The organism is Blastococcus sp. OS1-29, from assembly GCF_057628075.1.
In genome coordinates this window covers 657,009-680,897 of the sequence record NZ_JBXXJK010000002.1, presented here as the reverse complement: position 1 = coordinate 680,897, position 23,889 = coordinate 657,009, and the positions used below count along the sequence as shown (strand labels likewise).

The window sequence follows — 23,889 nt, the reverse complement described above, 5'->3', positions numbered from 1 at the left end:
GCTCTACGGGAACGGCCCCGCGAGAGCTGAGCCGACGGTCAGGGCAGGATCGACCCATGCTGGATGGACACGTCCTGGTGGACGCGCACGTGCACGTCCCGGTGCTGGGTTCGCTCGCACCCGCCTGGGTGGACTGGGCCCGGCAGTTCGGCCGGGACGGCGTGCTGGAGGAGATCTGGCGAGCCGACGGGACGCCGGAGCCGGCGGCTCTGGACCGGCTGTTCGCCGAGGAGGGCGTGGACGTCGCCCTGCTGTTCTGCGAGTACAGCCCGAAGGCGACGGGGTACCAGTTCTTCGACGACCTGCTGCCGCTGGTCGAGCACAACCCGCGGCGGTTCCGGCCGGTGGCGAACGTCAACCCGCATCTGCACTTCCCGATCGCCCAGGAGCTCACCCGCCAGCTCGACCACGGCGCGGCGGCACTGAAGATCCATCCCGTGCACGGCGGCTTCCGGGCCGACGACGCGGCCCTCTACCCGGCTTACTCGGTGCTCGTCGAGCGCGGCGTACCGCTGGTCGTCCACTGCGGCACGAGCAGCTTCCCTGGGTCGACCAACGCCTACGCCGACCCGCAGCTCCTGGACGCCGTCCTGCGCGACTTCCCCGACCTGAACGTCGTGCTGGCGCACGGCGGGCGGGGCTGGTGGTACGACGCCGCGGCGTTCCTCGCGATGTCACGGCCCAACGTGTGGATCGAGTTGTCCGGGCTGCCGCCCAAGCGGTTGCCGGAGTACTACGCGCGCTTCGACCTGGGTCGCCTGGCGCGGAAGTGGATCTACGGCACCGATTGGCCCGGAGTGCCGGGACAAGCCGCCAACGCGCGGGCGGTCGCCTCCATCGGTGTTCCCGAGGATGTGGTGCCGCTCGTGCTCGGCGGGAATGCCCTGCGGGTCTACTCGGGCCTGGACCCGGCCTGAGGCCGCGCGACCGACGGACGTCGGCGGCTCGCGACGGCGACGCGGCCGGACGGAACGCGGTTGTGCACCGTGTCGCGGGTGTGCGAGCGTTTCCCCGATCGTGATCCATCGGCAGGAGGTGAGCCCCATGAACGCAGGGTCCGTCACCGGTGCTCCCACGCCGTCCACGATCGCGCGACCGAGGTAGTCGCCACCGGGAGCGCCTCTCAGGCAATCCGCGAAAGGCGACTCCCATGAACGCAGCACTCTTCTCGACCCGGCACGTCACGACCACGACGTCCATCAGCGGGAACGGGTCCGAGCACGACCTGCCGCGGCTCGACGCCAGGGGACGCGTGCGTGCCCCCGGTGAGCGGGCGCTGGTCCTCGGTGGTGGCGGCTCGGCCGGCAACGCGTGGGTGATCGGTGTCGTCGCCGGTCTGTCCGCCGCCGGGCTCGACGTGACCGAGGCCGACCTGATCATCGGGACGTCGGCAGGATCGACCGCCGCGGCCCAGCTCACCGGCGCCTCCCCGGCCGAACTGCTGGCCGACATCCTCGCCCGCCCTGCCCCCCAGCCAGGGACGGGACCCGCCGGACCGGGCCGTGGACGCGGGCCGGTCAGACCCGCGACGAACCACCTCGAGAGAACGAACGCGATCATCGCGGCCGCCGTGGATCCGGTCGACATGCGCCGCAGGCTGGGTGCGGCAGCCGTCGGACTGCACGCGGCGTCCGACGGCTCCGGGCAGACGGGGTGGCGCGCCACCGTCGCCGCGCGGCTGCCCAGCCGGCGCTGGCCGGAGCGCGCGGTGCTCATCACAGCGGTCGATGCGCGAACCGGCGAACCGGTGGTGTTCGACCGCCACAGCGGCGTCGAGCTGGTCGACGCCATCGCGGCCAGCTGTGCCAGCGGGTCGCCCTACACCATCGGCGGCGAGCTGTTCATCGACGGCGGTTACCGGCGCAGCAGCGAGAACGCCGACCTGGCGGCCGGCTACGCCCGGGTGCTCGTGCTGTCGCCGTTCGGCGGCAGGTCCCGGGCGCCGGAGGGATGGGGCATGAATCTTGCCGCGCAGGTCGACGAACTCCGCGCGGCCGGCAGCACCGTCGAGACCGTCCTCCCGGACGCCGCCTCCCGCGATGCGTTCGGCGACGACATGATGGACCTCTCCAGGCGTCCGCTCGCCGCTCGAGCCGGCCACGACCAGGGCCGGGCGCTCGCCGAGCACCTCACCCGATTCTGGCGGTGATGCCTGCACCGGCCGCCGTGACGACGTCGGATTCACTGCTCCACGGCACGGTGCAGGTCGCCATGGTGCAGCGTGCCGCCCACGACGGCCTCGGCGACCTTCGTCAGCTGGCTGCCGGTTCGGCGCGCGTGGGCGCGCATGCGGCTGAACGCCTCGGCGACGCTGATCCCGGCGCGCGCCGACAGGACCCCTTTGGCCTGCTCGATGACGATCCGGCTGTGCAGGGCGGTCTGCAGCTGCTCGGCCAGGAGGACGTGGTCCCGGAGCGCCCGCTCGTGCAGCAGGCCGATGGTGGCGATGTCCGCCATGCCTTGGACGACCGCGAGGTGCTCCTGGGTCAGGGCGGTCCGATCGACGCTGAACAGGTTGAGCGACCCGAGTACCTGACGCCGCAGCCGCAGGGGGAGGGCGTGGCTGTAGGTGAACCCGATGCCGAGTGCCGCCTCCGTGAACACGGGCCAGCGCTGCCGGGACTCGGCCAGGTCGACGTTGGCGATGACCCGGCCGGTCGCGAAGCAGTCCAGGCACGGACCTTCGGCCCGCTGCAGCTCGAAGAGCTCGAGCAACCGGGCCGACTCATGGGTGTACGCGACCAGCTGGAGGTGCCCACGCTGGTCGTCGAGCATCAGCCCGGCTGCGTCCGTGTCGACCAGCTCCACGCACCGTTCGGTGAGCATCTGCAGGAAGTCGACGACGTCGAACTCCTCGACGAGCGTGTCGGCGAGTTCGACGAAGACCTCGGCGAGGCGCTGTTCGCGGGCCATCACACCCTCCCGGTCCGGCCGTCGCCTCGCCGCATGTCCAGCCGTCCGGTGCTGCGGTCAACCATCCGCGTCGCCCTCCGAGAACGCGAACGTGCCGGCGAGCACCTCGCGCGCCACGTCGCCCACGGGCCGTCCCTCGGCGAACGCTCGTGCGCGCAACAGCACCAGAGCGTCGGCCAGGCCGACCCCGGCCTGAACGGAGACCACCCCCGTCGCCTGGTGCACCTCCGCCCGGTCGTCGAACACCGCAACAGCGTCTCTCATGGGCCCCCCATCGCGCCCGTGGAGCAGGACCAGGGTCGCTACGTCGGCGTACGAGAGCGCCTCGGCGAGTTGCTCGGGAGACAGCGCGCCCGCACGGTTGCGGTAGAGATCCAGCACGCCCAGCCGGATGGCGCCCACGCGCAGCGGAAACGCGAACACCGCGAGGATTCCGGCTGCGAGAGCTCCTCCGGCGAACGCCGGCCAGCGCCGCGGGGCCGTACGTGCCAGGTCGGGCTGGAGCACCGGGCGCCCTGTCTGCGAGGCGTCGACGCACGGCCCCTCACCGAGGGTGAACTGCAGTTGCTCCAGCTCGACCGCTGCGCCGTCGGTCGCCGCGACGATTCCCGCCGGACCTTCGTCGGTCATCAGGGCCAGGCCCACCCCGGTGATCGGCAGGGATCGGACACAGCAGGCAGCCAGAGTGCCCGGGAGGCCCGCGACGTCCGGAGAACGGCTCCAGACCTCGCGGACGATCCGGTCCACGCGTCGTGATGGCACGTCCGCCTCCTGGATCGCCGGCGCCGGCGATCAGGGTGCCGCACGCTGACCGGGTGACCGTGCGCGATTGCGCAGCACCATCGTCGTGCCCCTCGCCCCGACGGTGAGGGTCGCCTCGGCCAGGGCGCGCATCATCCGCAGGCCCCGGCCGCGGTCACCGACAGCCGGGGCCGTGCGCCAGCGACCGTGGTCCTGGATCACGATGACGGCTTGGTGCTCACTGACATCGCTCAGCACGTCGAAGCACGGCAGGGTCGGGAAGGTGGCGTGCTCCACGGCGTTGGCGGCGGCCTCGACAGCCGCGAGAACCAGGTCGTCGAGCACGTCCTCGGGCAGGCCGGAGAGATCGAGGAACGGGCGCAGCTCCGACCGCATGGCGCGCAGCGATTCCGGAACGGACGGCCAGCGCCACTGCCGATGTTCCGACCACGGTGGTCCGGCGGTCGAGAACCACGTCGGTGTCCACGCTCCGCAAGGTGTCGCCGGGTAGCCGGCGAAGCTGGGGTCGTCGGGGGCATGAGAGGTGGACACGTAACTCTCCCGAAGAAACCGGTCAGGTCGCCGGGTCCGGGGCCACCCAGGAGCGGTCGATCCTGCCGCTCCGTGTGTCAGGCACAGTACGCCCTTGCCGAGCGGGGCGAGAGTCCTTCGGCCGCGGGCGCGGTTCCCGGAAGGCCGCGAGTCCGCGAAGTTCGCGACTGCCCTGCGGGCTCCGTCCTCGGCGTACGTTCAGCGGGAGGTCGAGGGAGCGGCCGCGATCGGTTCACGAACGCGGATGTCGGTGTTCACCGCGACACATCAGGTGAGGTCTCCTCATGTCAACGCCATCTCCGGGAACCTCCGCCGAAGACCTCGTGGACGTCTACACGTCCATGGCTGCGCGGCTGCGGTCCTTCAACGGCGAGGTCGACGCCGCCTCGGCGATGACCGCCACGGTGGTGGCGCTGGTGCCCGGAGCGGAATACGCCGGCCTGACCCGGGCACATTCCGGGGGTTCGTTGACGACGCTCGGCGCGACCGCGCCGCTCGTCGACGAGGTCGACCGGGTCCAGTACCAGCTCGTGAGCGGTCCCTGCGTGGACGTGCTGGTGTCCGAACGGCCGGTCGTCGCCAGAGATCTGCGCAGCTCCCGTGAGTGGCCGGACTTCGGCCGCCGGGCCGCCGAGCTCGGGGTGCTGTCGATGTTGTCGTACCGGCTGCACCTGGAGGACGACGAGGACGACGCCGGGACGCGCGTCCTGGGTGGGATGAACCTGTACGCCCGCCGGCCAGATGCCTTCGACCTGCCTCGGGTCCTTCCGGTGATCCCGGTGCTCGCCTCGTTCTGCGCCCTGTCCATCTGGGGCGGCAGCATGGCCGAGCAGGCCCAGAAGCTGGAGGTGGCCTTGGCCAGCAGTCGCGACATCGGTGCCGCGCAGGGCATCCTGATGGAGCGGTACAAGGTGACCCGCGAGGAGGCTTTCGGCCTCCTGGCGACGGTCAGTCAGCGCACGAATCGCAAACTCCGGGACGTGGCCGTGCAGTTGGTGGACACCGGTGAGGTGCCGCTGCCCCCGCCGCGCCGGCATCGCGGCTGAGGGGCGGCGCCGAGGCCCGTCGCCACAGCCCTGTGCGGGCGCCGGCCCAACCCCGGGTCCGGTCGGCGCCAAGGCCCCGTCCGTCCAGACATCGGGCGGACGGGGCCGACTGCCCTCCGTCGTCCTCGGTCGCTCTCAGCCGTCCCGGCCTGACGCAGCCAGCGGCGGACGGACCTCGGCGAATCCCGGTCTCCGGCCACCGGGAGGACCGCGGCCGAATCGACACCCGCCGGACCGGTCCGGGGGGGAGGGGCGAGCGCCGACCGGGGACGGTACGACGTCCGCCGTCCAGCCTCCCCACCCTGAGCCCTGCACCCGCGCGTCCGAACTCCACCGCCGGCAGCAGATGCGCCACCACGGACCCGACCGGGGCCGGTCATGGACCCCGTCAACCTCCACCCTGGAGTGTGCGGAGGTCGCCGAGCACCGACGGGGGCACCACCCGGCGGTTGCGCAGGGCGGCGGGGACGTCGGCGAGCGATGCGCGGATCCCTGCCCTTCCCGGAGCACCTCCGGCCACCGCCTTCCGGAGCGTCCGCAGGACGTCGGCCCACGGGAGCCGCATCACCGCGGTGAGCAGGCGGCTCCGCCAGATGGCGGCCTGCCGCGCGGCAGGGGAGTGCCGCGCCTGGGAGGGATGGTGGTGGACGGTCACCGAGTCGACGTAGGAGATGCCCCAGCCCGCGGCGGCCAGGTCGAGGGCCAGCCGCTCCTCCTCGCCCGGGAACCGCACTACCCGATCGAAGCCGCCGACCGCCGTGAAGGCCTCCGCCCGGACGAGAGTGCCGCAGGCGATGAAGCCGAGCAGCGCCGGCCCGGGCAGGTCGCGCGGCGTACCCAGGGAGCTCTCGGCCATCTGCGCGCACACGGGGTCGAGGCGCTGCTCGGGTCCTACGAGCACCCGGGCGACCAGCACCGCCAGCCGCGGGTGCGCGCGCATGATGTCGACGGCGCGCGCGAGGTCGCCGGGCGCCCACCACGAGTCGTCGTCGGCGAAGGCGACGAACGGGGTGGCGGCACACGCGACTCCCACCGTGCGCGCCGCGGCCCCCAGGTTGCGCGCCTGTGGCAGCACCGTGACGTCGGGATGGGCCGCCCGGACGGCCGCCACGGTGCCGTCGGTGGAGGCATTGTCGACGAGGATCACCGGCGCCTCGTGGCGCGGGAGACTGGCCAGCAGGTCGCTGCGCCGGTTGCGGCTGGCGACGACGACGGTGACGTCGGCGGACGTCGTCACGGCCCGGACCGCCCCCCTTCAGCGGCCCGGCCGGCCGAGCGCCCGGTAGGACCAGCCGGCCGCAGCCCACGCGCCGCCGTCGAGGGCGTTGCGCCCGTCCAGCACTCGCTTGTGGGCGACCATGCGGCCGAACGCGAGCGGGTCCAGGTCTCGGTACTGCCGCCACTCGGTGAGCACCAGGACGGCGTCGGCCCCCTCGGCCGCCTCCTCGGCGGTGGCGGCGTAGCCGAGCTCGGGACAGACGGCGCGGCTGTTGTCGATCGCGGCAGGGTCGGTCACCCGCACGACAGCCGCGTTCCGGTGGAGTTCGGCGGCCACGGCGAGGGCAGGGGAGTCGCGGACGTCGTCGCTGTCGGGCTTGAACGACGCGCCCAGAACCGCGATCCGCCGTCCGTGCAGCGACCCGTCGCACAGCTCTCGGGCCAGATCGACCATCCGGCTGCGCACCCGCAGATTGATGCCGTCGACCTCGCGCAGGAAGGTCAGCGCCTGGTCGGCGCCGAGTTCGCCGGCGCGGGCCATGAACGCCCGGATGTCCTTGGGCAGGCAGCCGCCGCCGAAACCGAGGCCGGCGCCCAGGAACTTGCGGCCGATCCGGTCGTCGTGACCGATCGCGTCGGCCAGCTGCGCGACGTCGGCGCCGGTGACCTCGCACAGCTCCGCCATCGCGTTGATGAAGGAGATCTTCGTGGCGAGGAAGGAGTTGGCGGCGGCCTTCACCATCTCGGCCGTGGCGTAGTCGGTGACGACCAGCGGGGTGCCGCTGTCGACGATCGACCGGTAGACCTCGTCCAGGAGGGCACGGGCGGCCGCTCCGGCCGGGCCGGACGGGAGCCCGTAGACCAGGCGGTCGGGATGCAGGGTGTCGTGGACGGCGAACCCCTCCCGGAGGAACTCGGGATTCCAGGCCAGCATCGCGCCGGGCGCCTCGTCGTCGACGAGCGCCGCCAGGCGTGCGGCCGTTCCCACCGGGACCGTCGACTTGCCGGCGACCAGGTCGCCGGGCGCGAGCACGGTGAGCAGCGACCGGGTGGCCTCTTCGACGTAGTGCAGGTCGGCGGCGTACTCGCCCCGCTTCTGCGGCGTCCCGACGCACAGGAAGTGCACGCGGGCGCCCTTCGCCGCGGCGATGTCCGCCGAGAACTCCAGGCGGCCGGCGGACAGGGCGCGGGCCAGGAGCTCGCCGAAGCCCGGCTCGTAGAACGGCGGCACGGCCCGCGACAGCGCGTCGAGCTTCCGGTGGTCGACGTCGATGCCGACGACCTCGTGGCCGAGTTCGGCCATCGTCACGGCATGGACGGCGCCGAGGTAGCCGCAGCCGAGGACGGAGACCTTCACTGGCGCGCGCCCGACCTGGGTCAGCCCACGGAGGAGGTCTCGTGGGCGCGCCCGTCGGAGGCAGGCGTCGGCTCCTGCTCCGCAGCGGGATACGCGGGCGGGGTCGCCCGGAACCACGCCACCGTGCGGGCCAGTCCCTCGCCGAAAGCGACCTGCGGCTCCCAGCCGAGCTGCGTGCGGATGGCGGTGATGTCGGGGCAGCGGACGGACGGGTCGTCGGTCGGGCGGCCGATGAACTCCTCGGGCACGTCGGCACCGACGGCGTCGGCGACGGCCCGGGCGATGGCGAGGACGGTGCGCTCCTCGGGATAGCCGACGTTGAACGGGCCGGTCAGGTCCGACGACGCGACGGCGAGGATGCCGCTCACCGTGTCGTCGACGTAGCAGACCGAGCGGGTCTGGCTGCCGTCCCCGGCCACGGTCATGGGCTGGCCGGACAGCGCCTGGGAGATGAAGGTGGGGATGGCCCGGCCGTCCTCCCGCCGCATCCGGGGGCCGTAGGTGTTGAAGATGCGCACGATGGCGGTGTCGACCCCGTGCGCCGTCCGGTACGCCGTGGTGAGCGCCTCCCCGAAGCGCTTCGCCTCGTCGTAGACCCCGCGTGGCCCCACCGGGTTGACGTGCCCCCAGTAGCTCTCCGGCTGCGGGTGGACCTGCGGGTCGCCGTAGGTCTCCGACGTCGAGGCCAGGACCATCCGGGCCCCGGTCCGGCGGGCGGCCTCCAGGGCGTGCCAGGTGCCGACGCTGCCCACCCGCAGCGTCTCGACCGGCAACCGCAGGTAGTCCGCCGGTGAGGCGGGGGAGGCGAAGTGCAGCACGAGGTCGACGTCGTCGGCGGTGGCGAACGGCTCGCTGACGTCGTGCCGGACGAACGTGAACCCCTCGTCGCCCCGGAGGTGGGCGATGTTGCTCCCGTCGCTGGTGCACAGGTCGTCGATGCATGTCACCCGGGCACCCGCGGCGAGCAGCCGCTCGCACAGGTGTGAACCCAGGAAGCCGGCGCCGCCGGTGACGACCGCATGGCGCAGGGTGCTCGTGGGCATCGGCGAGGCCCCTTCCGGACGAGGACGGCTCGTTGTGGTGGAAGTTAGCCGCCGTCGCCCACCCCGGCGACTTGGTCGACGGCAACGAACCGACATGCGAAGTGCCTGGACAGAAGTAAAGATCACCGGGACGGCTCGATCGAGCAGAGGCAGGGCCGTCCGTGTCCGGTCGCTCGCGCGGGCCGGCAATGCGAGGTGACCGTGCGCGTACTCGGGATCAATGCTCTGTTCCACGACCCGGCTGCTGCTCTGGTCGTCGACGGTCGCGTGGTCGCGGCCGCCGAGGAGGAGCGGTTCAGCCGGCGCAAGCACGGAAAGCGCCCGGTGCCGTTCTCCGCGTGGGAGACCCCCGACCTCGCGGCGGCGTGGTGCCTGGCCGCCGGCGGCATCGACGCCGAGTCGCTCGACGCCGTGGCCTACTCCTACGACCCGGCGCTGCACCGGATGCCCGAGGAGCTCGGCGTCCACGACCCGTGGGACCACCTCCGGCTGACCTACGCCCAGCACGCCCCCGGCTTCCTGGCCGAGGCGCTGCCGGGCCTGGACCCGGACAAGGTGCGGTTCGTGCGGCACCACGTCGCGCACGCCGCGTCGGCCGCGCTGGCCGCACCCTGGAAGGGCAGCTGCGCGGTGCTGGTGCTGGACGGCCGGGGGGAGCGGCACAGCCACCTGGCCGGCGTCTACCGCAACGGCGTCCTCGAGGTGCTCGCCAGCCAGGAGCTCCCGCACTCGCTGGGGCTGCTCTACGAGGACGCGACCGCGCACCTGGGGTTCCTGCGCAGCTCCGACGAGTTCAAGGTCATGGCCCTGGCCTCCTACGGCACACCGCGGGACGCCGACGTGCTGCGGGAGGCCGTGCACGCCACCGGGGACGGCGGCTTCCGGGCGGCGGGCGTCGACTTCGCGGCGCTGGCCAAGCCGCGGCGTCCCGACGAGGAGTGGACCGCCGAGCACGCCGACCTCGCCGCCGCCGTCCAGCTGGTCACCGAGGAGGTGCTGCTCGACCTGGCCCGCTGGCTGCACGCCACGACCGGCGAGACCCGGCTGGCCCTGGCCGGCGGCGTGGCGCTGAACTGCGTCGCCAACACCCGGCTCGCGGTCGAATCCGGATTCGACGAGCTGTGGGTGCAGCCGGCCGCCGGCGACGCCGGCACCGCACTGGGCGGCGCGCTGGAGCTGTCCTGGGCCGCCGGGCAGCCGACGGAGGCCTTCCCCGGCGCCGACCTGGGCCGCGGCTGGTCCGACGAGGAGATCGAGGCGACCCTGCAGACCGCCCAGGTGGCCTACCGCCGCAGTGACGATGTCGCCGAGGAGGTCGCTGCGGCACTGGCGGACGACGCGATCGTGGCCTGGTACCAGGGGCGCAGCGAGTTCGGCCCCCGGGCGCTCGGCCACCGCTCGCTGCTGGCCCACCCCGGGCCGGCGGCCAACCTGGAGCGGCTCAACGACGTCAAGGGGCGCGAGCAGTTCCGGCCGGTCGCGCCCATGGTCCTGCTCGACCGGGCCCGGCAGATCTTCAGCCGCGGCCCGGTGCCGAGCCCGTACATGCTCTTCGTGCACGACGTCGCTCCGGAGTGGCGCGAGCGCATCCCGGCGGTGGTGCACGTCGACGGGACGGCGCGGGTCCAGACCGTCGATCCCGCCGAGGAACCGCTGCTCGCCCGGATGGTCGGGGCCTTCGAGCGGCGCACCGGGCTCCCGGTCGTCGTGAACACCAGCCTGAACACCGCGGGCCGGCCGATGGTCGACAGCCCTCGTGATGCGCTGGAGTGCTTCGGGTCCGGGCCGGTCGGGCTGCTCGCGATCGGTCCCTTCGTGGTCCATCGGCGGTGGGCCTTCGAGGGGGCGGCTCGTGGCTGACCTCCGGTACGCCGTCGTCATCCCCTCGCTGGGCCGGCCCTCCCTGCGGGCGCTGCTCGATGCGCTCGCGGCCGCCGAGGGGCCGCGGCCGGAGTGGCTCGTCGTGGTCGACGACAGGAGGACGCCCTCGCCCGAGCCGGTCGTCGACGTCCGGGAACTGCCGCAGACCATCGCCGCCCACGTGCTGGTGCTGGCAGCGGGAGGACGGGGTCCCGCCGCTGCCCGCAACGTGGGCTGGCGGGCCGTACCCGCCGACGTCGACTGGGTCGCCTTCCTCGACGACGACGTCCTGGTGCCCGGGGACTGGTGCGCCCGGCTCGCCGACGACCTGGCGGCGGCCGATGCCGGCGGTCTGGCGGCCAGCCAGGCGGTCATCGACGTGCCGCTGCCCGCGCACCGGCGGCCCACCGACTGGGAGCGCGGCACCGCGGGGCTCTCGGATGCGTCCTGGATCACGGCCGACATGGCCTACCGCCGGGACGCCCTGGCCGCCGTCGGCGGGTTCGACGAGCGGTTCCCGCGTGCGTTCCGGGAGGACGCCGACCTGGCGCTGCGGGTGCAGGACACCGGCCGCCGGCTGGGCAGGGGCAGGCGGCGCACCACGCACCCGGTCCGCCCGACCGGCCGGTGGACCAGCCTGCGGCAGCAGCGCGGCAACGCCGACGACGTCCTCATGCGGCGGGTGCACGGGCCGGACTGGGCGGAGCGCGCGGGCGCCGCGACCGGCCGGCGCCCGGGGCACGTGCTGATCACCGCCGCCGGGTTCCTGGCGGTGGGCGGTGCACTCGCCCGACGCCCGCGGGTGGCCGCGGCGGCCGCGCTGGCGTGGGCGGCCGGCACCGCGGAGTTCGCCTGGGCGCGCATCGCACCGGGGCCGCGAACCCGCGCCGAGGTGACGGCGATGGTCGCCACCTCGGTGGCCATCCCGCCTGCTGCCGTCTGGTGGTGGCTGCGCGCGGCGCTCCGGGCCACCCCGCCGCCGATGACGGCACCGGAGGCGGCCCCGCTCAAGGCGCTGCTGTTCGACCGGGACGGGACGCTGGTCGTCGACGTCCCGTACAACGGCGACGCGGCGCTGGTCGAGCCGGTCCCGGGGGCTGTCGAGGCGGTGGAGGAGGTGCGGGCCGCCGGCCTGCCGGTCGGCGTGGTCACGAACCAGTCGGGGCTGGCCCGGGGCCTGTTCTCGGCCCAGCAGATGGCCGCCGTGCACGCGCGCATCGAGGAGCTGTTCGGCACGTTCGACGCATGGGCGGTGTGCCCGCACGGGCCCGACGACGGCTGCGACTGCCGGAAGCCCGCGCCGGGGTCGGTGCGCGCCGCGGCCGAGCGGCTCGGGGTCGAGCCGGAGACCTGCGCGCTCGTCGGTGACATCGGCGCCGACCTCGAGGCCGCGCGCGCCGCGGGGGCGCGCGGACTCCTGGTGCCCACGGCGGCGACCGAGACCTCCGAGGTCGCCGCCGCTCCGACGGTGTGCCGCGACCTGGGCACGGCGGTCGCCCATCTCCTGGGAGCCTCAGGATGACGCCGCGGGGGACGGGCGGCCGGGTGCTCGTCGCGCGGCTGGACAGCATGGGCGACGTCGTGGTCTGCGGGCCCGCCGTGCGGGCCGTCGCCGCGGAGGCCGGGCACGTCACCGTGCTCGCCGGTCCCCGGGGTGCCGAGGCGGCGCGGTTGCTGCCCGGCGTCGACGACGTCCTGGTGTTCGACGCGCCCTGGATCTCCCCGGACGGCGGTCCCGTCGATCCCGCCGCCGTGGACCGCCTGGTCGAGGAACTGCGCGACCGCTTCGACGCGGCGCTCGTGCTCACGTCCTTCCACCAGAGCGCGCTGCCCACCGCGCTGCTCCTGCGGCTGGCCGGCGTCCCGTGGATCGCGGCGGTCAGCACCGACTTCCCGGGCACCCTGCTCGACGTCCGCCTGCCCGAGCCCGGGGACGCCCCGGAGCCCGAGCGGATGCTGGCGATCGCGGCCGGAGCCGGCTGGCCCCGGCCGGCGGGGGACGACGGCGCACTGCGGCTGCGGCCGGACCTGCCGGTTGTCGCCGGCCTGCCCGAGCGCTACGTCGTGGTGCACCCCGGCGCCGACGCCCCGGCCCGCGCGTATCCCGGGGACCAGTGGGCGGGCGTGGCCACCGCCCTGGCGGCGGACGGGTGGCCTGTCGTCGTGACGGGCAGTGCCGGAGAACGCGCGCTGACCGCGACCGTCGCGGGGTCCGCCGCGCTGGACCTGGGCGGGCGACTCGACGTGGCCTCTCTCGCCGGCGTGATCGCCGGCGCCGAGGCGATCGCCGTGGGCAACACCGGCCCCGCACACCTGGCCGCCGCGGTCGGCACCCCGGTGGTCAGCCTGTTCTCCCCGGTCGTGCCGCTGATCCGCTGGGCTCCGTACACCACGGCCCGGATCGTCCTGGGCGACCAGTCGGCAGGCTGCGCGGGCAGCCGCGCGCGGCTGTGTCCCCTCCCCGGCCACCCGTGTCTGGCCGGCGTGCCGCCGGTCGCGGTCGCCGGCGCGGTCCGCAGCCTGGCGGGGGTGGCGGCATGAACGTCCTGGTCTGGCACGTGCACGGGTCCTGGCTCACCGCCTTCGTCCAGGGGCCGCACCGGTACCTCGTGCCCCTGGTGCAGCAGCACGGCTCGTCCGAGCGCAGCCCCGACGGGTTGGGCCGTGCCCGCACGTGGAACTGGCCGGAGTCGGTCGTCGAGGTCACGCCTGAGCAGCTGCGGGACGAAGCCGTCGACGTCGTCGTGCTGCAGCGGCCGCGGGACCTCGAGCTGCTGCGGGAGTGGACCGGCTGGTCGGCCGGCGTCGACGTGCCGGCCGTCTACGTGGAGCACGACACCCCGCCCACGCCCACGTCGTCCAGGCACCTCCTCGCCGACCGCGCCGACATCCCGCTGGTGCACGTCACCCACTTCAACCGGGTCGCCTGGGACGCGGGGACCGCGCCGACGCACGTGATCGAGCACGGCGTGATCGATCCCGGGCCGGTGTGGACCGGCGAACTGCCACGAGCCGCCGTCGTCAGCAACGATCCGGTGTCCCGGGGGAGGACGGTCGGCACGGACCTCATCGCGCCGTTCGTGCGCGGGGGGATCGCCGTCGACGTCTTCGGCATGCGGGTCACCGGACTGGCCGGCGCGCTGGGCGTGCCCGTGTCCGAGTACGAGGACCTGTCCCAGGCGGCCATGCACGACGAGCTCGCCCGCCGCCGGGTCTACCTGCACCTGACCCGCTGGACGTCGTTGGGCCTGTCACTGGTCGAGGCGATGACGATCGGCATGCCGGTCGTCGTCCTCGCGGCCACGGAGGCCGCGGCCGTCGTCCCACCGGCGGCGGGGGTGGTCGCCACCGATGTCGACCGGCTGGTCAGCGGCGCGCGTGCCCTCCTGGCCGATCCGGATGCGGCGCGCGCAGCGGGCGAGGTCGCCCGGGCCACTGCGCTCGCCCGGTTCGGCCTGGACCGATTCCTGTCCGACTGGAACACCCTGCTGAAGGAGGTCGTCTGATGGGCGCACCCAGCATGGACGTCGCGATGCTGTCCGAACACGCCAGCCCGCTGGCCACCTTGGGCGGGGTGGATGCCGGCGGGCAGAACGTGCACGTGGCGATGCTGGCCCGCGCGCTGGCCGACCGCGGCCACCGGGTCACCGTCTACACCCGTCGGGACTCCCCGGCACTGCCCGACCGCGTCCCGTTCGCGCCACGAGTGGTCGTCGAGCACCTCGACGCCGGACCACCGGCCCCCCTGCCGAAGGACGAGATCTGGCCGCACGTCGGGGAGCTCGCCGCGTCCCTCCGCTCGGCCCTCACCGCCGCGCCCGCCGACGTGGTGCACGCGCACTTCTGGATGAGCGGCAAGGCCTCCGTCGACGCGACCCGGAGTCTCGGGATCCCGGTCGTGCAGACGTTCCACGCGCTGGGCACCGTGAAGCGTCGCTGGCAGGGCCCGGCGGACACCAGCCCCGCGCCCCGCATCCGCGTCGAGACGATGGTCGCCCGGTCGGTGGCGGGAGTGATCGCGACCTGCGCCGACGAGGTGGTCGAGCTCCAGGCGATGGGGGTCGATCCCCGCCGGGTCAGCATCGTGCCCAGCGGCGTGGACACCGACAGCTTCACACCCGACGGCCCCACGGCCGCGCGCACCGACGCGCCCCGCCTGCTGGTGATCGGTCGGCTCGTGGCCCGCAAGGGTCTCGGAGACGTGCTCGCGGCGCTCACCCGGCTGCCGGGCGTCGAGCTCGTCGTGGTCGGCGGCCCGGATGCCGGGGACCTCGCGAGCGATCCGGCCGCCGCAGCCGTGGTGCAACAGGCCGAGGGGCTGGGGGTCGCCGACCGGGTACGGCTGGTCGGACGGGCCGACCGGGGCGAGGTGAGCGCCTGGATCCGGTCGGCCGACGTCGTCGTCTGCGCCCCCTGGTACGAGCCGTTCGGCATCGTGCCGCTGGAGGCCATGGCCTGCGGGGTGCCGGTCGTCGGCACGGCCGTCGGTGGCCTCGTCGACACCGTGGTCGACCGGGTCACCGGCCTCCTGGTGCCGCCCCGGTGTCCCGAGCGACTCGCCGCGGCCCTCGGCGACCTCCTCTCCGACCCGGAGCGGCGGGCCCGGCTGGGTGCCGCGGGCAGGTCCCGGGTCGTCGCCGGGTACGGCTGGCCGGAGATCGCACGCAAGACCGAGATCGACTACCGGCGGATCATCCGGTCGGCGGCCACCCCGTCGGCCAGGCGGGTGGCGACGCCGTGACCGAGCTGCGCACACCGGTCGGCGTCGAGCACGTCCGGTACCTCTCCGACGCCCTGGCGGCGAGCGGTCCCGCGGTGGAGACCGCCACCCGGTGGGGTCGTGAACTCGCGCGCCTGCTGCCGGCCGGTGCCCGCCTGTTCGCGGCCGGCAACGGCGGGAGCGCGGCACAGGCCGCCCACCTCACCGCGGAGCTGGTCGGCCGCTACCGGGACGACCGGCGGCCGTTCTCGGCGGTGGCCCTGCACGCCGAGGTCTCGGCGCTCACGGCGATCACGAACGACTACGGGCACGACGAGGGGTTCGCACGGCAGCTGGAGGCGCATGCGCGACCGGGCGACGTCGCGGTGCTCCTGTCCACCTCGGGGGGCAGCCCCAACGTGGTCCGCGCGGCCCACCGTGCCCGGGAGTGCGGAGTGCACTGCTGGGCCATGACCGGTCACGGACCGAACGACCTCACCGGGGCCGCCGACGACTTCCTCACCGTTGATTCGCCGTTCACCGCGACCGTGCAGGAGGTCCACCTGATGCTGCTGCACGTGCTCTGTGCCGGGCTGGACGCCGAACTCGACGCACGCCTGGGGCCGCTGCCGTGACCGCCCGCACGCTCGTGGTCGTCGGCGACAGCCTGCTCGACGTGGACACGGTCGGCCGGGCGGCGAGACTGTCACCGGACGGCCCGGTCCCCGTCGTGCAGACGACCGAGGAGCAGATCCGGGCGGGGGGAGCCGGACTGACCGCGGCGCTCGCGGCCCGCGACGGCGGCCGCGTGCTGCTGGTGACACCGCTGGCCGACGACGCCGACGGGGCGGCGCTGCGCGCGGCCCTCCCGCCCGAGGTGGAGCTGATCGCCGTGCCGTGGCAGGGATCGACGCCGGTGAAGCACCGGATCCGCGCCTCTGGCCAGACCGTCGCGCGGGTGGACCGCGGCGGTGCGGCCGGGGCGATCGGACCGCTGCCGGGCGAGGTGGCCGCGGCGCTGGCGCAGGCCGACGCGATCGTCGTGGCCGACTACGGCTACGGCGCCACGGCCGATCCGGCGCTGCGGGCGCTGCTGACCGTGGCCGCGCGCCGGCGGCCGGTCCTCTGGGATCCCCATCCGCGGGGCGCGGACCCGGTGCCCGGCTGCCGCCTCGTGACCCCGAACGCGGTCGAGGCCCTGGGGCACGACCCGGGGCCGAGGCCGGACGTCGCGGTGGTGGCCGACCGGGCGATCGCGCTGCGGTCGACCTGGGGCGCCGGGACCGTCGCGGTCACACTCGGCGCCGCCGGCGCGCTGGTGACGGTGGGGGAGGACGGCGTGCTCGCCGTCCCGTCGCCTCCGGTCGTCGCCGTCGACACCTGCGGCGCGGGTGACCGCTTCGCCGCTGCGGCCGGCTGGGCTCTGGCCGGAGGCGCACTGCCCAGTGAGGCGGTGGGCGCCGCGGTGGCCGCCGCCTCCGCGTTCGTCGCTGCGCCCGCGTCCCCACGGAGGCCGGGCACCGGCGTGCTGGTGGCCACGGGTGGCTGCTTCGACCTCCTGCACGCCGGCCACGTCGCGACCCTCGAGGCGGCCCGCGCGCTCGGCGACCGGCTGGTGGTGTGTGTGAACTCCGACGCCTCGGTCTCGCGGCTCAAGGGGCCGGGCCGGCCGCTGCAGTCGGCGGAGGACCGGGTCCGGATCCTGCGCGCGCTGGCCTGCGTGGACGACGTGGTGGTCTTCGGGGAGGACACGCCGGAGGAGGTGCTGCGCACGCTGCGCCCGAAGCTCTGGGTCAAGGGTGGCGACTACTCCGGCGTCGAGGTCCCCGAGGCCGCCGTGCTCGCCGAGTGGGGCGGACGCGTGGTCACGGTGCCCTTCCTCGACGGGCGCTCGACCACGACGCTGGCCGAGCGCGCGACCGCCCGCTCATGAGCGAACCGACCGTCGTCGTCCTCCGTGCCATCGGTCTGGGAGACATGCTGACCGGGCTTCCCGCCATGGCCCTGCTCCGCCGGGCGGTGCCCGGGCACCGGATCGTCGGCGCGGTCCCGGCGCGCTTCGCCGGGCTGCTGACCGGCGCCGGGCTGATCGACGACGTGCTGGCCACCGAGGGGCTGGAACCGCTCCGGGGCGCCCCGCCGGCGCCGGACCTGGCCGTCGACCTGCACGGGAACCGCCGGCCCTCGCGCGACCCCCTGCGCGCGCTCGGTCCGCGCCGGCTGATCGGCTTCGTGCGTGCGGAGGACGACGCCCCGGAGGGCCTGTCCGCCTCGGTCTGGGACGACGACGAGCACGAGGTGGCCCGCTGGTGCCGCCTGCTCCGGGAGCACCTGCCGGGCGCCGGCGAGGCCCCGCCCGTCTGGTCGGTCCTGCCGGCGCCGCCGCCGGTGCTCCCGGGAGCCACCGTGCTGCACCCCGGCGCCGCGGCGGGATCGCGCCGATGGCCGGTCGAGCGATGGACGGCGGTCGCGCGGGCGCTGGTGGACGACGGGCACCAGCTGGTCGTCACCGGCACACGCGGCGAGCAATCCCTGGTCGACGCCGTCGCCGGCCCGGTCGGCGCCCGGAGCGCGACCCGGCTGGACGTCGAGGAGCTCTTCGGGCTGGTCGCCGCGGCGTCGCTGGTCGTCTCCGGCGACACCGGCCTGGCGCACGTGGCATCGGCCTTCGGCACGCCGTCCGTGGTCCTCTTCGGCCCTGTCTCTCCGGCCCGCTGGGGGCCGCCCGACCGTCCGCGCCACCGGACCCTCTGGCCGGCGCCCCACCGCGGGTACCGCGGCGACCCCCACGGGAGGGATCCCGATCCGGTGCTGCTGCGCATCTCGGTGGACGACGTCCTGTCGGCGGTGCCCGAGGCGATCCGCGGAGCGGCCGACCTCGCCTCATCGTCATCAACGAGCGGAGGACCGGAATGAACGGGACCGGAGCCCTGGGGGGACGGGTCGCCCTCGTGACGGGAGGCGCGAGCGGGCTCGGCCGGGCCACGTGCGTGGCGCTGGCCGAGGCCGGCGCGCACGTGGCCATCGCCGACGTCGATGCGGCCGGCAGCGAGGAGACCCGGAGGCTGGTCGCCGACCGTGGCGGCTCGGCCCAGGTCGCGGCCCTGGACGTCACGGACGACGAGCAGCGCCGGGCCGTGGTGAGCGGGCTGTTCGACGAGCACGGGGCCGCCTTCGACATCCTGGCCAACGTCGCCGGCATCGACCGCCCGGGGTACATCACCGACATCGGCCTGGCCGACTACCGCCAGGTCCAGGCAGTGAACTTCGAGGGACCGGTCTTCCTCACCAGCGAGTTCATGAAACGGGTGCAGGACCTGCCCGAGGGCCGGACGGCCGACGTCGTCCACATCGTGTCCCTGTCGGCGATCACCGCGGGCAGCGGCGCCATCTCCTACAACGGGTCCAAGGCGGGCTTCCTCAACGCCACCCGGTGCATCCAGCGCGAGCTCCGGGAGAAGGCCGTCCGGCTGCCCGACGGCACCGAACGCCCGTTCCCGTGCCGGGTGCAGGCGGTCGTCCCCGCCGCGATGGACACCCCGATGATGGAGCAGTGGGGCATCCCGGGGCACCTGATGATGCCGCCGTCCGTCGTCGCCGAGATGGTGCGGACCCTGGTGCTCCTGCCGCCGTCGAGCTTCGTGCCGGAGATGCAGATCGTGCCCCGGCTCGAGCCCAACTTCCCCCGCTGACGACCGTGACCGGGCCGGTCAGCCCGGGTCGGATTCGTGGCGGGCGGGGACCGCGCGCAGCAGTCCGCGGTAGGCGTCCGCGGCCTTCAGCTTGCCGCTGACCACGTCGTGGATGGTCCGCGCGATCGGCATCGGCACGTCGTGCTCGTCGGCGAGCTCGACGACGGTCGAGACGGTCTTCACGCCTTCGGCGACCATGCGCATCTCGCCGAGCACCTCGTCGAGCGACCGGCCCAGGCCGAGCTGCTCGCCGACGTGCCGGTTGCGGCTGTGCGGGCTCATGCAGGTGGCCATCAGGTCGCCCATGCCGGCGAGGCCCGCCAGCGTCGGCGCCTCGCCGCCCATCGCGACGGCCAGGGTGGTGAGCTCGGCCAGCCCGCGGGACATGACGGCCGCCCGGGTGTTGTCGCCGACCTTGAGCCCCTCGGCCATGCCGGTCGCGATCGCGACGACGTTCTTCAGGGCGCCGCCGATCTCGCAACCGATCACGTCGTGGTGGGTGTAGACGCGGAACATGCCCCGGCGGATCACCCGCTGCAGGGCCGTGGCCACCGAGAGGTCGTCGGTGGCGATCACGCTGGCCGCTGCCTGGCCGGCCATGATCTCCTTCGCCAGGTTGGGGCCGGTGAGCGTGGCGGCGGGCCGGCCCGGGAGCACCTGCTTCACCACCTCGGTCATGCGCAGGTGGGTGTCGCGCTCGAGCCCCTTGCTCAGGCTGATCACCGGGATCCAGGGGGAGAGGTAGGGGCGGGCGTTCTGCAGCGTGTCGCGGAAGGCGCCGGTCGGCACCCCGACCACCAGCAGCTCGGCGTGGCGGGCTGCCTCCTCCAGGTCGGCCGTGGCGCGCAGTGGCCGGGGCAGCTCGGCGTCGGGCAGGTAGTCCGCGTTGGTGTGCTGGTCGTTGACCTCGGCGGCCACCTCCGGGTTGCGCGCCCACAGCAGCACCTCGTGGTCGCGGCGGCACAGCAGTGAGGCGACCGTCGTCCCCCAGGAACCCGCTCCGAGCACGGTGACCCTCATCGTCGTCCCTTCTGCGGGCCGACGTCATGACCGCCCAGCCGGGACAGGATGGCCGCCGGCGGCCGACTCGGCCAGTCGTCGCGGCCGCCGGGTGTGGCTGCGACGACTCAGGAGTGCCCGGGCTCAGCCGCGCCGGGGGCGGCACGCCCCCGTTCGGCGCGTTCCTTGATGCCGTGCAGCATGCGGCGGGTCATCACCAGTGTCACCGGCTCGCCCACCCGAGTGGCGATGCGCAGGCCTGGTCGGGCGGCGACCTCGGTGCGCGAGCGCGAGAGCAGCCGGCACCGGCCCTCGCCGTCCGGCCGGACGTGGAAGGACCACACACCGTTCCACGGGTGTTCCGGCGGTGCCTGCCGCAGCACCAGCGCGCGCGGCGGGTCGACCCGGGCCACCCGGAAGGCGTATCCGGCGGGCATCGGCCCGTAGCCCTCGGGGACGACGACGACGCGGTCGCCGTCGGCGAGGTGCTGCCACTGTTCCCGGATCACCTCGGCGCTGTGGATCCGCAGTCCGACGAGGTTCTCCAGCCAGTCGTAGCTGTACATGCCACCGCGGTCCTGGCCGATCTGGACCAGCCAGGACCACACCTCCTGCGCCGGGGCGGCGACGGTCACGGCCAGCGTCGTGTTCTCGGCCGGGTCGGCAACGAGGTCGTCCCCGGGCAGCGATGCCGAGGCCTCCTCGGCGGTGGCACCCCAGTTGCGGCGGGCGTGGAGGACCTGCATGCCGAGCGCTGCCGCTCCGAGGCAGAGCGCGAGAGGACGGAGCACGGTCCTCACCGTCCCGGCGGGACGTCGAGATCGAGACCGCGCAGCGTCATCTCGCCGTAGCGGAACGCCCCGTCGGGCAGATGCCAGATGGCGGCCCCACCGGTGGGTCGCGGGCGCCCGTCGGTGACGGTCCAGCCGGCCACGGGAGTCGTCCAGGGGGCCCGCACCGGCCCGCCGGGCAGGTCGGCCCAGCGGTCGGTGGTGCGGAAGTCCCGCGGTCGCCCGTCCTCGTCCAGGAACACCTCCGCGCTGACGGTGCTGCCGGCGTCGGTCACCGACACGCGGAAGCTGTCGTCACCTGCGGCCGCCCAGGTGGTGCGGGGGTGCAGCAGCATGCCGGGGGCAAGGGAGACCGCGTCGTCGAGCCAGGTGGTCAGCTCGCTGACGTCGAATTCCGGGCCGGAGCCGTCGGCGACGGTCACCAGACCCAGCGCCTTGCCCAGCATGCGGCCGCGGCCGTCGCGGTAGCTGTCCCAGCCCCACATCGGCAGCACGCGGGCCACGGTCAGCCGCATCCGGAACAGCCGGGCGACCTCCAGGCCGGAGTTGTACTGCCAGGCGTCCAGAGGCAGCCACGGCTGATGCGGCCCTCGCCGGAACCGGCCGGTGAAGTGCGCGCGCAGCGACCACGTCCGTGGCTGGCCGACGACGCCCATCGCCCGCAGATAGCGCGCGGCGACCGGCGGCAGGGGAACGAGGTCGTCCTCGGTCACCGGTGGCATCGGCGCCGGCCGGGCGGGGAGTCCGGCCGCGGCCAGCCGCCGGCGGAAGGCCCCGGGCGGCCGGGTGCCGATCGCAGCACGGTCGGACAGGGAGACGGACATGGGGACTCCGGCGGTCGGGCGGGATCGTGGCGGGCGGTCGCGGACCAGCCTGTTCGGCACGGCCCCCGGCGGGCAGGACCGACGGTCCCGGGTGGGCAGGACCTCCGGTCCCGCATCGAGTGCACGGGGCGCAGGTCGTGGAAAGGATCAGTCCGGTGCCGCCGACACCCGCACGCCCCCGTCGTCGTCGGTCATGGGCCCGTGGTTCACGTCCGGCTGCGCCGCCAGGTGAGCAGCCCGGCGAGCACCGCCCCGGCGCCGGCGGCGAGTGGCCCGTGGTTGCGGGACGCCCAGAGCTGGGGATCCCAGGTGCGCGACTTCGCGTCGAACTCGCCGTGCGCCCCGAAGTCGTGTCCCCGGGGGCTGTCCGCGGGGGAGAACAGGTTGTCCGGCGCGTTCGGGTCGTGCGGCTGATCGGTCTGCTGGGAGTCGAAGCCGGTCTTGCCGAGGTAGCGGTCGAGCAGACCCGGCGCGACGGCGTTGGCAGTCAGCGTGGCCATCGTCGTCGAGCCGACCCAGTACTCCCGGCGGCGGGGGTGGTCGGCGGCGTAGAGGACGTTCCGGGCGACGGTCTCCGGCTGGTAGATGGGCGGAACCGGCTGCGGGTGGCGGGGCAGCTTGGAGCGCACCCACGAGAACTGGGGGGTGTTCACCGCCGGCATCTGCACCATCGTCACGTGCACGTTGCTCTTCTCGTGCAGCAACTCGCAGCGCAGCGCCTCGTGAAAGCCCTGGATCGCGTGCTTGGCGCCGCAGTACGCCGTCTGCAGCGGGATGCCGCGGTAGGCCAGCGCCGACCCGACGTGCACGATCGTGCCGCGGTCGCGGGCCTTCATCCGCGGCAGCACCGCCTGGGTGGCGTAGACGTAGCCGAGATACGTCACCTCGGTGACCCGGCGGTACTCTTCCGGCGTGATCTTGTCGAAGGGGGAGAACACCGAGGTGAAGGCCACGTTCACCCACACGTCGATCGGCGATACCTCCGACTCCATCTTCTCCACGGCGGCGAAGACCTGGGCGGGGTCGGAGACGTCGGTGGGGAGCAGGACGGCGGTGCCGCCCCGCTTCTCGACGTCCCGGGCGGCCCCGTCCAGGCCGTCCTGGCCGCGGGCGATCAGGCCCACGGTGGCGCCTCGGGCTCCGAAGGCGACGGCGACGGCGCGGCCGATACCAGCGCTGGCGCCCGTGACCACGACTGTCTGAGGTTTCACCGGGTCCTCTCCTTCTCTCCCCGTCGGACGACGGGCGGGTGATGCCATACCCGCAGGTCGACGACTGCTGCACATCGGTCGGCGCGTCGTTCCGCCTCCGCGCCCCCTGTGGCTGCCGCTGAGATGGTCGGGCCGGTCGTCCTCGCCTGGCGGGTCGGTTGCGGTCGCGCGGAAAACACTTGCCGTATGGCAAGAGTAGGAGCCGACCGACCGCCGTGCAGGTCGGGCGGGAGCGGGCGGACATGGCAGGCTGAAGCCGTGGAGAACGAGTGACGACTACGTCGGCGGAACACGTCCTGCTGGCTCTCGCGCGCATGGCGATGGACGCGTCCGTACGCGCGGCCGACGAGATCGGCGGCCTGTCCCCGGTGCAGCTGCGGGCCCTCACGGCCCTGCGCCAGCTCGGGGAGGCCAACCTGGCGCAACTGGCCGCCGAGATGGGGGTGACGGTGTCCACCTCCAGCCGGCTCGTCGACCGGCTCGTCGCGGCCGACCGGGTGCACCGGGCGCCGTCGGCCACCAACCGCCGCGAGATCAGCCTGACGCTCACCGACGGCGGCATCGAGCTGCTGCGACGGTACGACGAGCGACGGGTCGAGTTGCTCAGGCAATGCCTCGACCGCCTGCCGGCCGAGCGCCAGGACGGCGTGATCCACGCGCTGGCCGACCTGGCCCAGGTGGCGCACGCCTGAAGCCCCCCGGGGACTCAGCACCACCCGGCCGGCTCACCCTCGGCACTGCGAAGACCGCGTCGTCCCCGGCCAGGGGGCCCAATCCGCGCACGTCCTCGCCCGGCTCGACTGGGTGCTCGGCGGGCTGCCCGTCGAGGCGCTGAGCACCGGGCTGCGCGACGCCGTCGTCCCGGGCCGTGCCGACGACTACGTCGCGCTGCTCGTGCGCCGCTGCTTCCCGTCCGGCCCGCGTTCAGGGAAGCAATGAGCCG

The 23,889-nt window shown here is 74.3% G+C and carries 24 protein-coding genes; 14 read left to right on the top strand and 10 right to left on the bottom strand.

What is annotated here, in order from left to right; genetic code table 11:
• Positions 1–56 precede the first annotated feature (56 nt).
• Both AC2H4J_RS07870 and AC2H4J_RS07865 read left to right on the top strand, forming a co-directional pair.
• On the top strand, positions 57–917 hold the full coding sequence (locus AC2H4J_RS07870; RefSeq protein ID WP_487464299.1) for an amidohydrolase family protein: 861 nt from the start codon (positions 57–59) through the stop codon (positions 915–917).
• 233 nt (positions 918–1,150) lie between these two features.
• Entirely contained in the window at positions 1,151–2,149 is a 999-nt protein-coding gene (locus tag AC2H4J_RS07865) for a patatin-like phospholipase family protein (protein ID WP_487464298.1), read from the top strand.
• Between the two features lie 32 nt (positions 2,150–2,181).
• Here the strand turns inward: AC2H4J_RS07865 and AC2H4J_RS07860 are convergent, their stop codons facing one another.
• Genes AC2H4J_RS07860 through AC2H4J_RS07850 form a run of 3 tightly spaced genes read right to left on the bottom strand, consistent with a single transcriptional unit; the run spans position 2,182 to position 4,206 of the window.
• Positions 2,182–2,913 (bottom strand): GAF and ANTAR domain-containing protein, encoded by a 732-nt coding sequence (locus AC2H4J_RS07860; RefSeq protein ID WP_487464297.1) that lies wholly within the window; start codon positions 2,911–2,913, stop codon positions 2,182–2,184.
• A gap of 57 nt (positions 2,914–2,970) precedes the next feature.
• Positions 2,971–3,675, bottom strand: a complete 705-nt coding sequence (locus AC2H4J_RS07855) for a GAF and ANTAR domain-containing protein (RefSeq protein ID WP_487464296.1) — start codon at positions 3,673–3,675, stop codon at positions 2,971–2,973.
• A gap of 30 nt (positions 3,676–3,705) precedes the next feature.
• Positions 3,706–4,206: an ATP-binding protein gene (locus tag AC2H4J_RS07850; protein WP_487464295.1), complete on the bottom strand. Its 501-nt coding sequence runs from the start codon at positions 4,204–4,206 to the stop codon at positions 3,706–3,708.
• Positions 4,207–4,490: 284 nt separating this feature from the next.
• On the opposite strand from AC2H4J_RS07850, the gene AC2H4J_RS07845 reads away from it, so the two are divergent.
• Positions 4,491–5,252 carry a GAF and ANTAR domain-containing protein gene (locus AC2H4J_RS07845; RefSeq protein WP_487464294.1) on the top strand — a complete coding sequence of 254 codons (762 nt, stop codon included), beginning with the start codon at positions 4,491–4,493 and terminating at the stop codon, positions 5,250–5,252.
• Between the two features lie 388 nt (positions 5,253–5,640).
• Here AC2H4J_RS07845 and AC2H4J_RS07840 read toward each other — a convergent pair whose 3' ends face one another.
• The 3 genes from AC2H4J_RS07840 to AC2H4J_RS07830 are packed head-to-tail and all read right to left on the bottom strand — an operon-like array spanning position 5,641 to position 8,870.
• On the bottom strand, positions 5,641–6,489 hold the full coding sequence (locus AC2H4J_RS07840; RefSeq protein WP_487464293.1) for a glycosyltransferase family 2 protein: 849 nt from the start codon (positions 6,487–6,489) through the stop codon (positions 5,641–5,643).
• A gap of 18 nt (positions 6,490–6,507) precedes the next feature.
• Entirely contained in the window at positions 6,508–7,827 is a 1,320-nt protein-coding gene (locus AC2H4J_RS07835; protein WP_487464292.1) for a UDP-glucose dehydrogenase family protein, read from the bottom strand.
• Positions 7,828–7,847: 20 nt separating this feature from the next.
• Positions 7,848–8,870, bottom strand: a complete 1,023-nt coding sequence (locus AC2H4J_RS07830; RefSeq protein ID WP_487464291.1) for an NAD-dependent epimerase/dehydratase family protein — start codon at positions 8,868–8,870, stop codon at positions 7,848–7,850.
• A gap of 201 nt (positions 8,871–9,071) precedes the next feature.
• On the opposite strand from AC2H4J_RS07830, the gene AC2H4J_RS07825 reads away from it, so the two are divergent.
• Genes AC2H4J_RS07825 through AC2H4J_RS07785 form a run of 9 tightly spaced genes read left to right on the top strand, consistent with a single transcriptional unit; the run spans position 9,072 to position 19,121 of the window.
• Positions 9,072–10,730: a carbamoyltransferase family protein gene (locus AC2H4J_RS07825; RefSeq protein ID WP_487464290.1), complete on the top strand. Its 1,659-nt coding sequence runs from the start codon at positions 9,072–9,074 to the stop codon at positions 10,728–10,730.
• A complete protein-coding gene (locus tag AC2H4J_RS07820) occupies positions 10,723–12,252 on the top strand; it encodes an HAD-IIIA family hydrolase (protein ID WP_487464289.1) in 1,530 nt (509 codons plus the stop codon). The genes AC2H4J_RS07825 and AC2H4J_RS07820 overlap by 8 nt, the downstream gene beginning before the upstream one ends.
• Positions 12,249–13,271 (top strand): glycosyltransferase family 9 protein, encoded by a 1,023-nt coding sequence (locus AC2H4J_RS07815; protein ID WP_487464288.1) that lies wholly within the window; start codon positions 12,249–12,251, stop codon positions 13,269–13,271. Before AC2H4J_RS07820 ends, AC2H4J_RS07815 begins: the two co-directional genes overlap by 4 nt.
• Positions 13,268–14,236 carry a glycosyltransferase gene (locus AC2H4J_RS07810; protein WP_487464287.1) on the top strand — a complete coding sequence of 323 codons (969 nt, stop codon included), beginning with the start codon at positions 13,268–13,270 and terminating at the stop codon, positions 14,234–14,236. Before AC2H4J_RS07815 ends, AC2H4J_RS07810 begins: the two co-directional genes overlap by 4 nt.
• Positions 14,236–15,471 (top strand): glycosyltransferase, encoded by a 1,236-nt coding sequence (locus AC2H4J_RS07805; protein WP_487464286.1) that lies wholly within the window; start codon positions 14,236–14,238, stop codon positions 15,469–15,471. The genes AC2H4J_RS07810 and AC2H4J_RS07805 overlap by 1 nt, the downstream gene beginning before the upstream one ends.
• On the top strand, positions 15,468–16,064 hold the full coding sequence (locus tag AC2H4J_RS07800; protein WP_487464285.1) for a D-sedoheptulose-7-phosphate isomerase: 597 nt from the start codon (positions 15,468–15,470) through the stop codon (positions 16,062–16,064). Before AC2H4J_RS07805 ends, AC2H4J_RS07800 begins: the two co-directional genes overlap by 4 nt.
• On the top strand, positions 16,061–17,362 hold the full coding sequence (locus AC2H4J_RS07795) for a PfkB family carbohydrate kinase (RefSeq protein WP_487464284.1): 1,302 nt from the start codon (positions 16,061–16,063) through the stop codon (positions 17,360–17,362). The genes AC2H4J_RS07800 and AC2H4J_RS07795 overlap by 4 nt, the downstream gene beginning before the upstream one ends.
• Positions 17,359–18,345 (top strand): glycosyltransferase family 9 protein, encoded by a 987-nt coding sequence (locus tag AC2H4J_RS07790; RefSeq protein ID WP_487464283.1) that lies wholly within the window; start codon positions 17,359–17,361, stop codon positions 18,343–18,345. Before AC2H4J_RS07795 ends, AC2H4J_RS07790 begins: the two co-directional genes overlap by 4 nt.
• Positions 18,342–19,121, top strand: a complete 780-nt coding sequence (locus tag AC2H4J_RS07785; protein WP_487464282.1) for an SDR family NAD(P)-dependent oxidoreductase — start codon at positions 18,342–18,344, stop codon at positions 19,119–19,121. Before AC2H4J_RS07790 ends, AC2H4J_RS07785 begins: the two co-directional genes overlap by 4 nt.
• An 18-nt stretch (positions 19,122–19,139) precedes the next feature.
• On the opposite strand, the gene AC2H4J_RS07780 is transcribed toward AC2H4J_RS07785, so the two are convergent.
• The 4 genes from AC2H4J_RS07780 to AC2H4J_RS07765 all read right to left on the bottom strand — a co-directional run bounded on the left by AC2H4J_RS07780 (position 19,140) and on the right by AC2H4J_RS07765 (position 22,946).
• Positions 19,140–20,141: an NAD(P)H-dependent glycerol-3-phosphate dehydrogenase gene (locus AC2H4J_RS07780; protein WP_487464281.1), complete on the bottom strand. Its 1,002-nt coding sequence runs from the start codon at positions 20,139–20,141 to the stop codon at positions 19,140–19,142.
• Positions 20,142–20,248: 107 nt separating this feature from the next.
• A complete protein-coding gene (locus tag AC2H4J_RS07775) occupies positions 20,249–20,911 on the bottom strand; it encodes an SRPBCC family protein (RefSeq protein ID WP_487464280.1) in 663 nt (220 codons plus the stop codon).
• 5 nt (positions 20,912–20,916) lie between these two features.
• Positions 20,917–21,735, bottom strand: a complete 819-nt coding sequence (locus AC2H4J_RS07770; protein ID WP_487464279.1) for a DUF6544 family protein — start codon at positions 21,733–21,735, stop codon at positions 20,917–20,919.
• A 206-nt stretch (positions 21,736–21,941) separates the two neighbouring features.
• Positions 21,942–22,946, bottom strand: coding sequence for an SDR family oxidoreductase (locus tag AC2H4J_RS07765; RefSeq protein ID WP_487464278.1), 1,005 nt, complete (start codon positions 22,944–22,946; stop codon positions 21,942–21,944).
• Between the two features lie 269 nt (positions 22,947–23,215).
• Here AC2H4J_RS07765 and AC2H4J_RS07760 point away from each other — a divergent pair, with 269 nt between their 5' ends.
• Entirely contained in the window at positions 23,216–23,638 is a 423-nt protein-coding gene (locus AC2H4J_RS07760) for a MarR family winged helix-turn-helix transcriptional regulator (RefSeq protein ID WP_487464277.1), read from the top strand.
• 112 nt (positions 23,639–23,750) lie between these two features.
• Positions 23,751–23,885, top strand: coding sequence for a hypothetical protein (locus tag AC2H4J_RS07755; protein WP_487464276.1), 135 nt, complete (start codon positions 23,751–23,753; stop codon positions 23,883–23,885).
• Positions 23,886–23,889: the final 4 nt, after the last annotated feature.

Bases quoted from the DNA above. Each gene is read 5' to 3' on its own strand.
- AC2H4J_RS07870 (WP_487464299.1), top strand. From the start codon at position 57: ATGCTGGATGGACACGTCCTGGTGGACGCGCACGTGCACGTCCCGGTG.
- AC2H4J_RS07865 (WP_487464298.1), top strand. From the start codon at position 1,151: ATGAACGCAGCACTCTTCTCGACCCGGCACGTCACGACCACGACGTCC.
- AC2H4J_RS07860 (WP_487464297.1), bottom strand. From the start codon at position 2,913: ATGGCCCGCGAACAGCGCCTCGCCGAGGTCTTCGTCGAACTCGCCGAC.
- AC2H4J_RS07845 (WP_487464294.1), top strand. From the start codon at position 4,491: ATGTCAACGCCATCTCCGGGAACCTCCGCCGAAGACCTCGTGGACGTC.
- AC2H4J_RS07830 (WP_487464291.1), bottom strand. From the start codon at position 8,870: ATGCCCACGAGCACCCTGCGCCATGCGGTCGTCACCGGCGGCGCCGGC.
- AC2H4J_RS07815 (WP_487464288.1), top strand. From the start codon at position 12,249: ATGACGCCGCGGGGGACGGGCGGCCGGGTGCTCGTCGCGCGGCTGGAC.
- AC2H4J_RS07810 (WP_487464287.1), top strand. From the start codon at position 13,268: ATGAACGTCCTGGTCTGGCACGTGCACGGGTCCTGGCTCACCGCCTTC.
- AC2H4J_RS07805 (WP_487464286.1), top strand. From the start codon at position 14,236: ATGGGCGCACCCAGCATGGACGTCGCGATGCTGTCCGAACACGCCAGC.
- AC2H4J_RS07790 (WP_487464283.1), top strand. From the start codon at position 17,359: ATGAGCGAACCGACCGTCGTCGTCCTCCGTGCCATCGGTCTGGGAGAC.
- AC2H4J_RS07785 (WP_487464282.1), top strand. From the start codon at position 18,342: ATGAACGGGACCGGAGCCCTGGGGGGACGGGTCGCCCTCGTGACGGGA.
- AC2H4J_RS07780 (WP_487464281.1), bottom strand. From the start codon at position 20,141: ATGAGGGTCACCGTGCTCGGAGCGGGTTCCTGGGGGACGACGGTCGCC.
- AC2H4J_RS07770 (WP_487464279.1), bottom strand. From the start codon at position 21,735: ATGTCCGTCTCCCTGTCCGACCGTGCTGCGATCGGCACCCGGCCGCCC.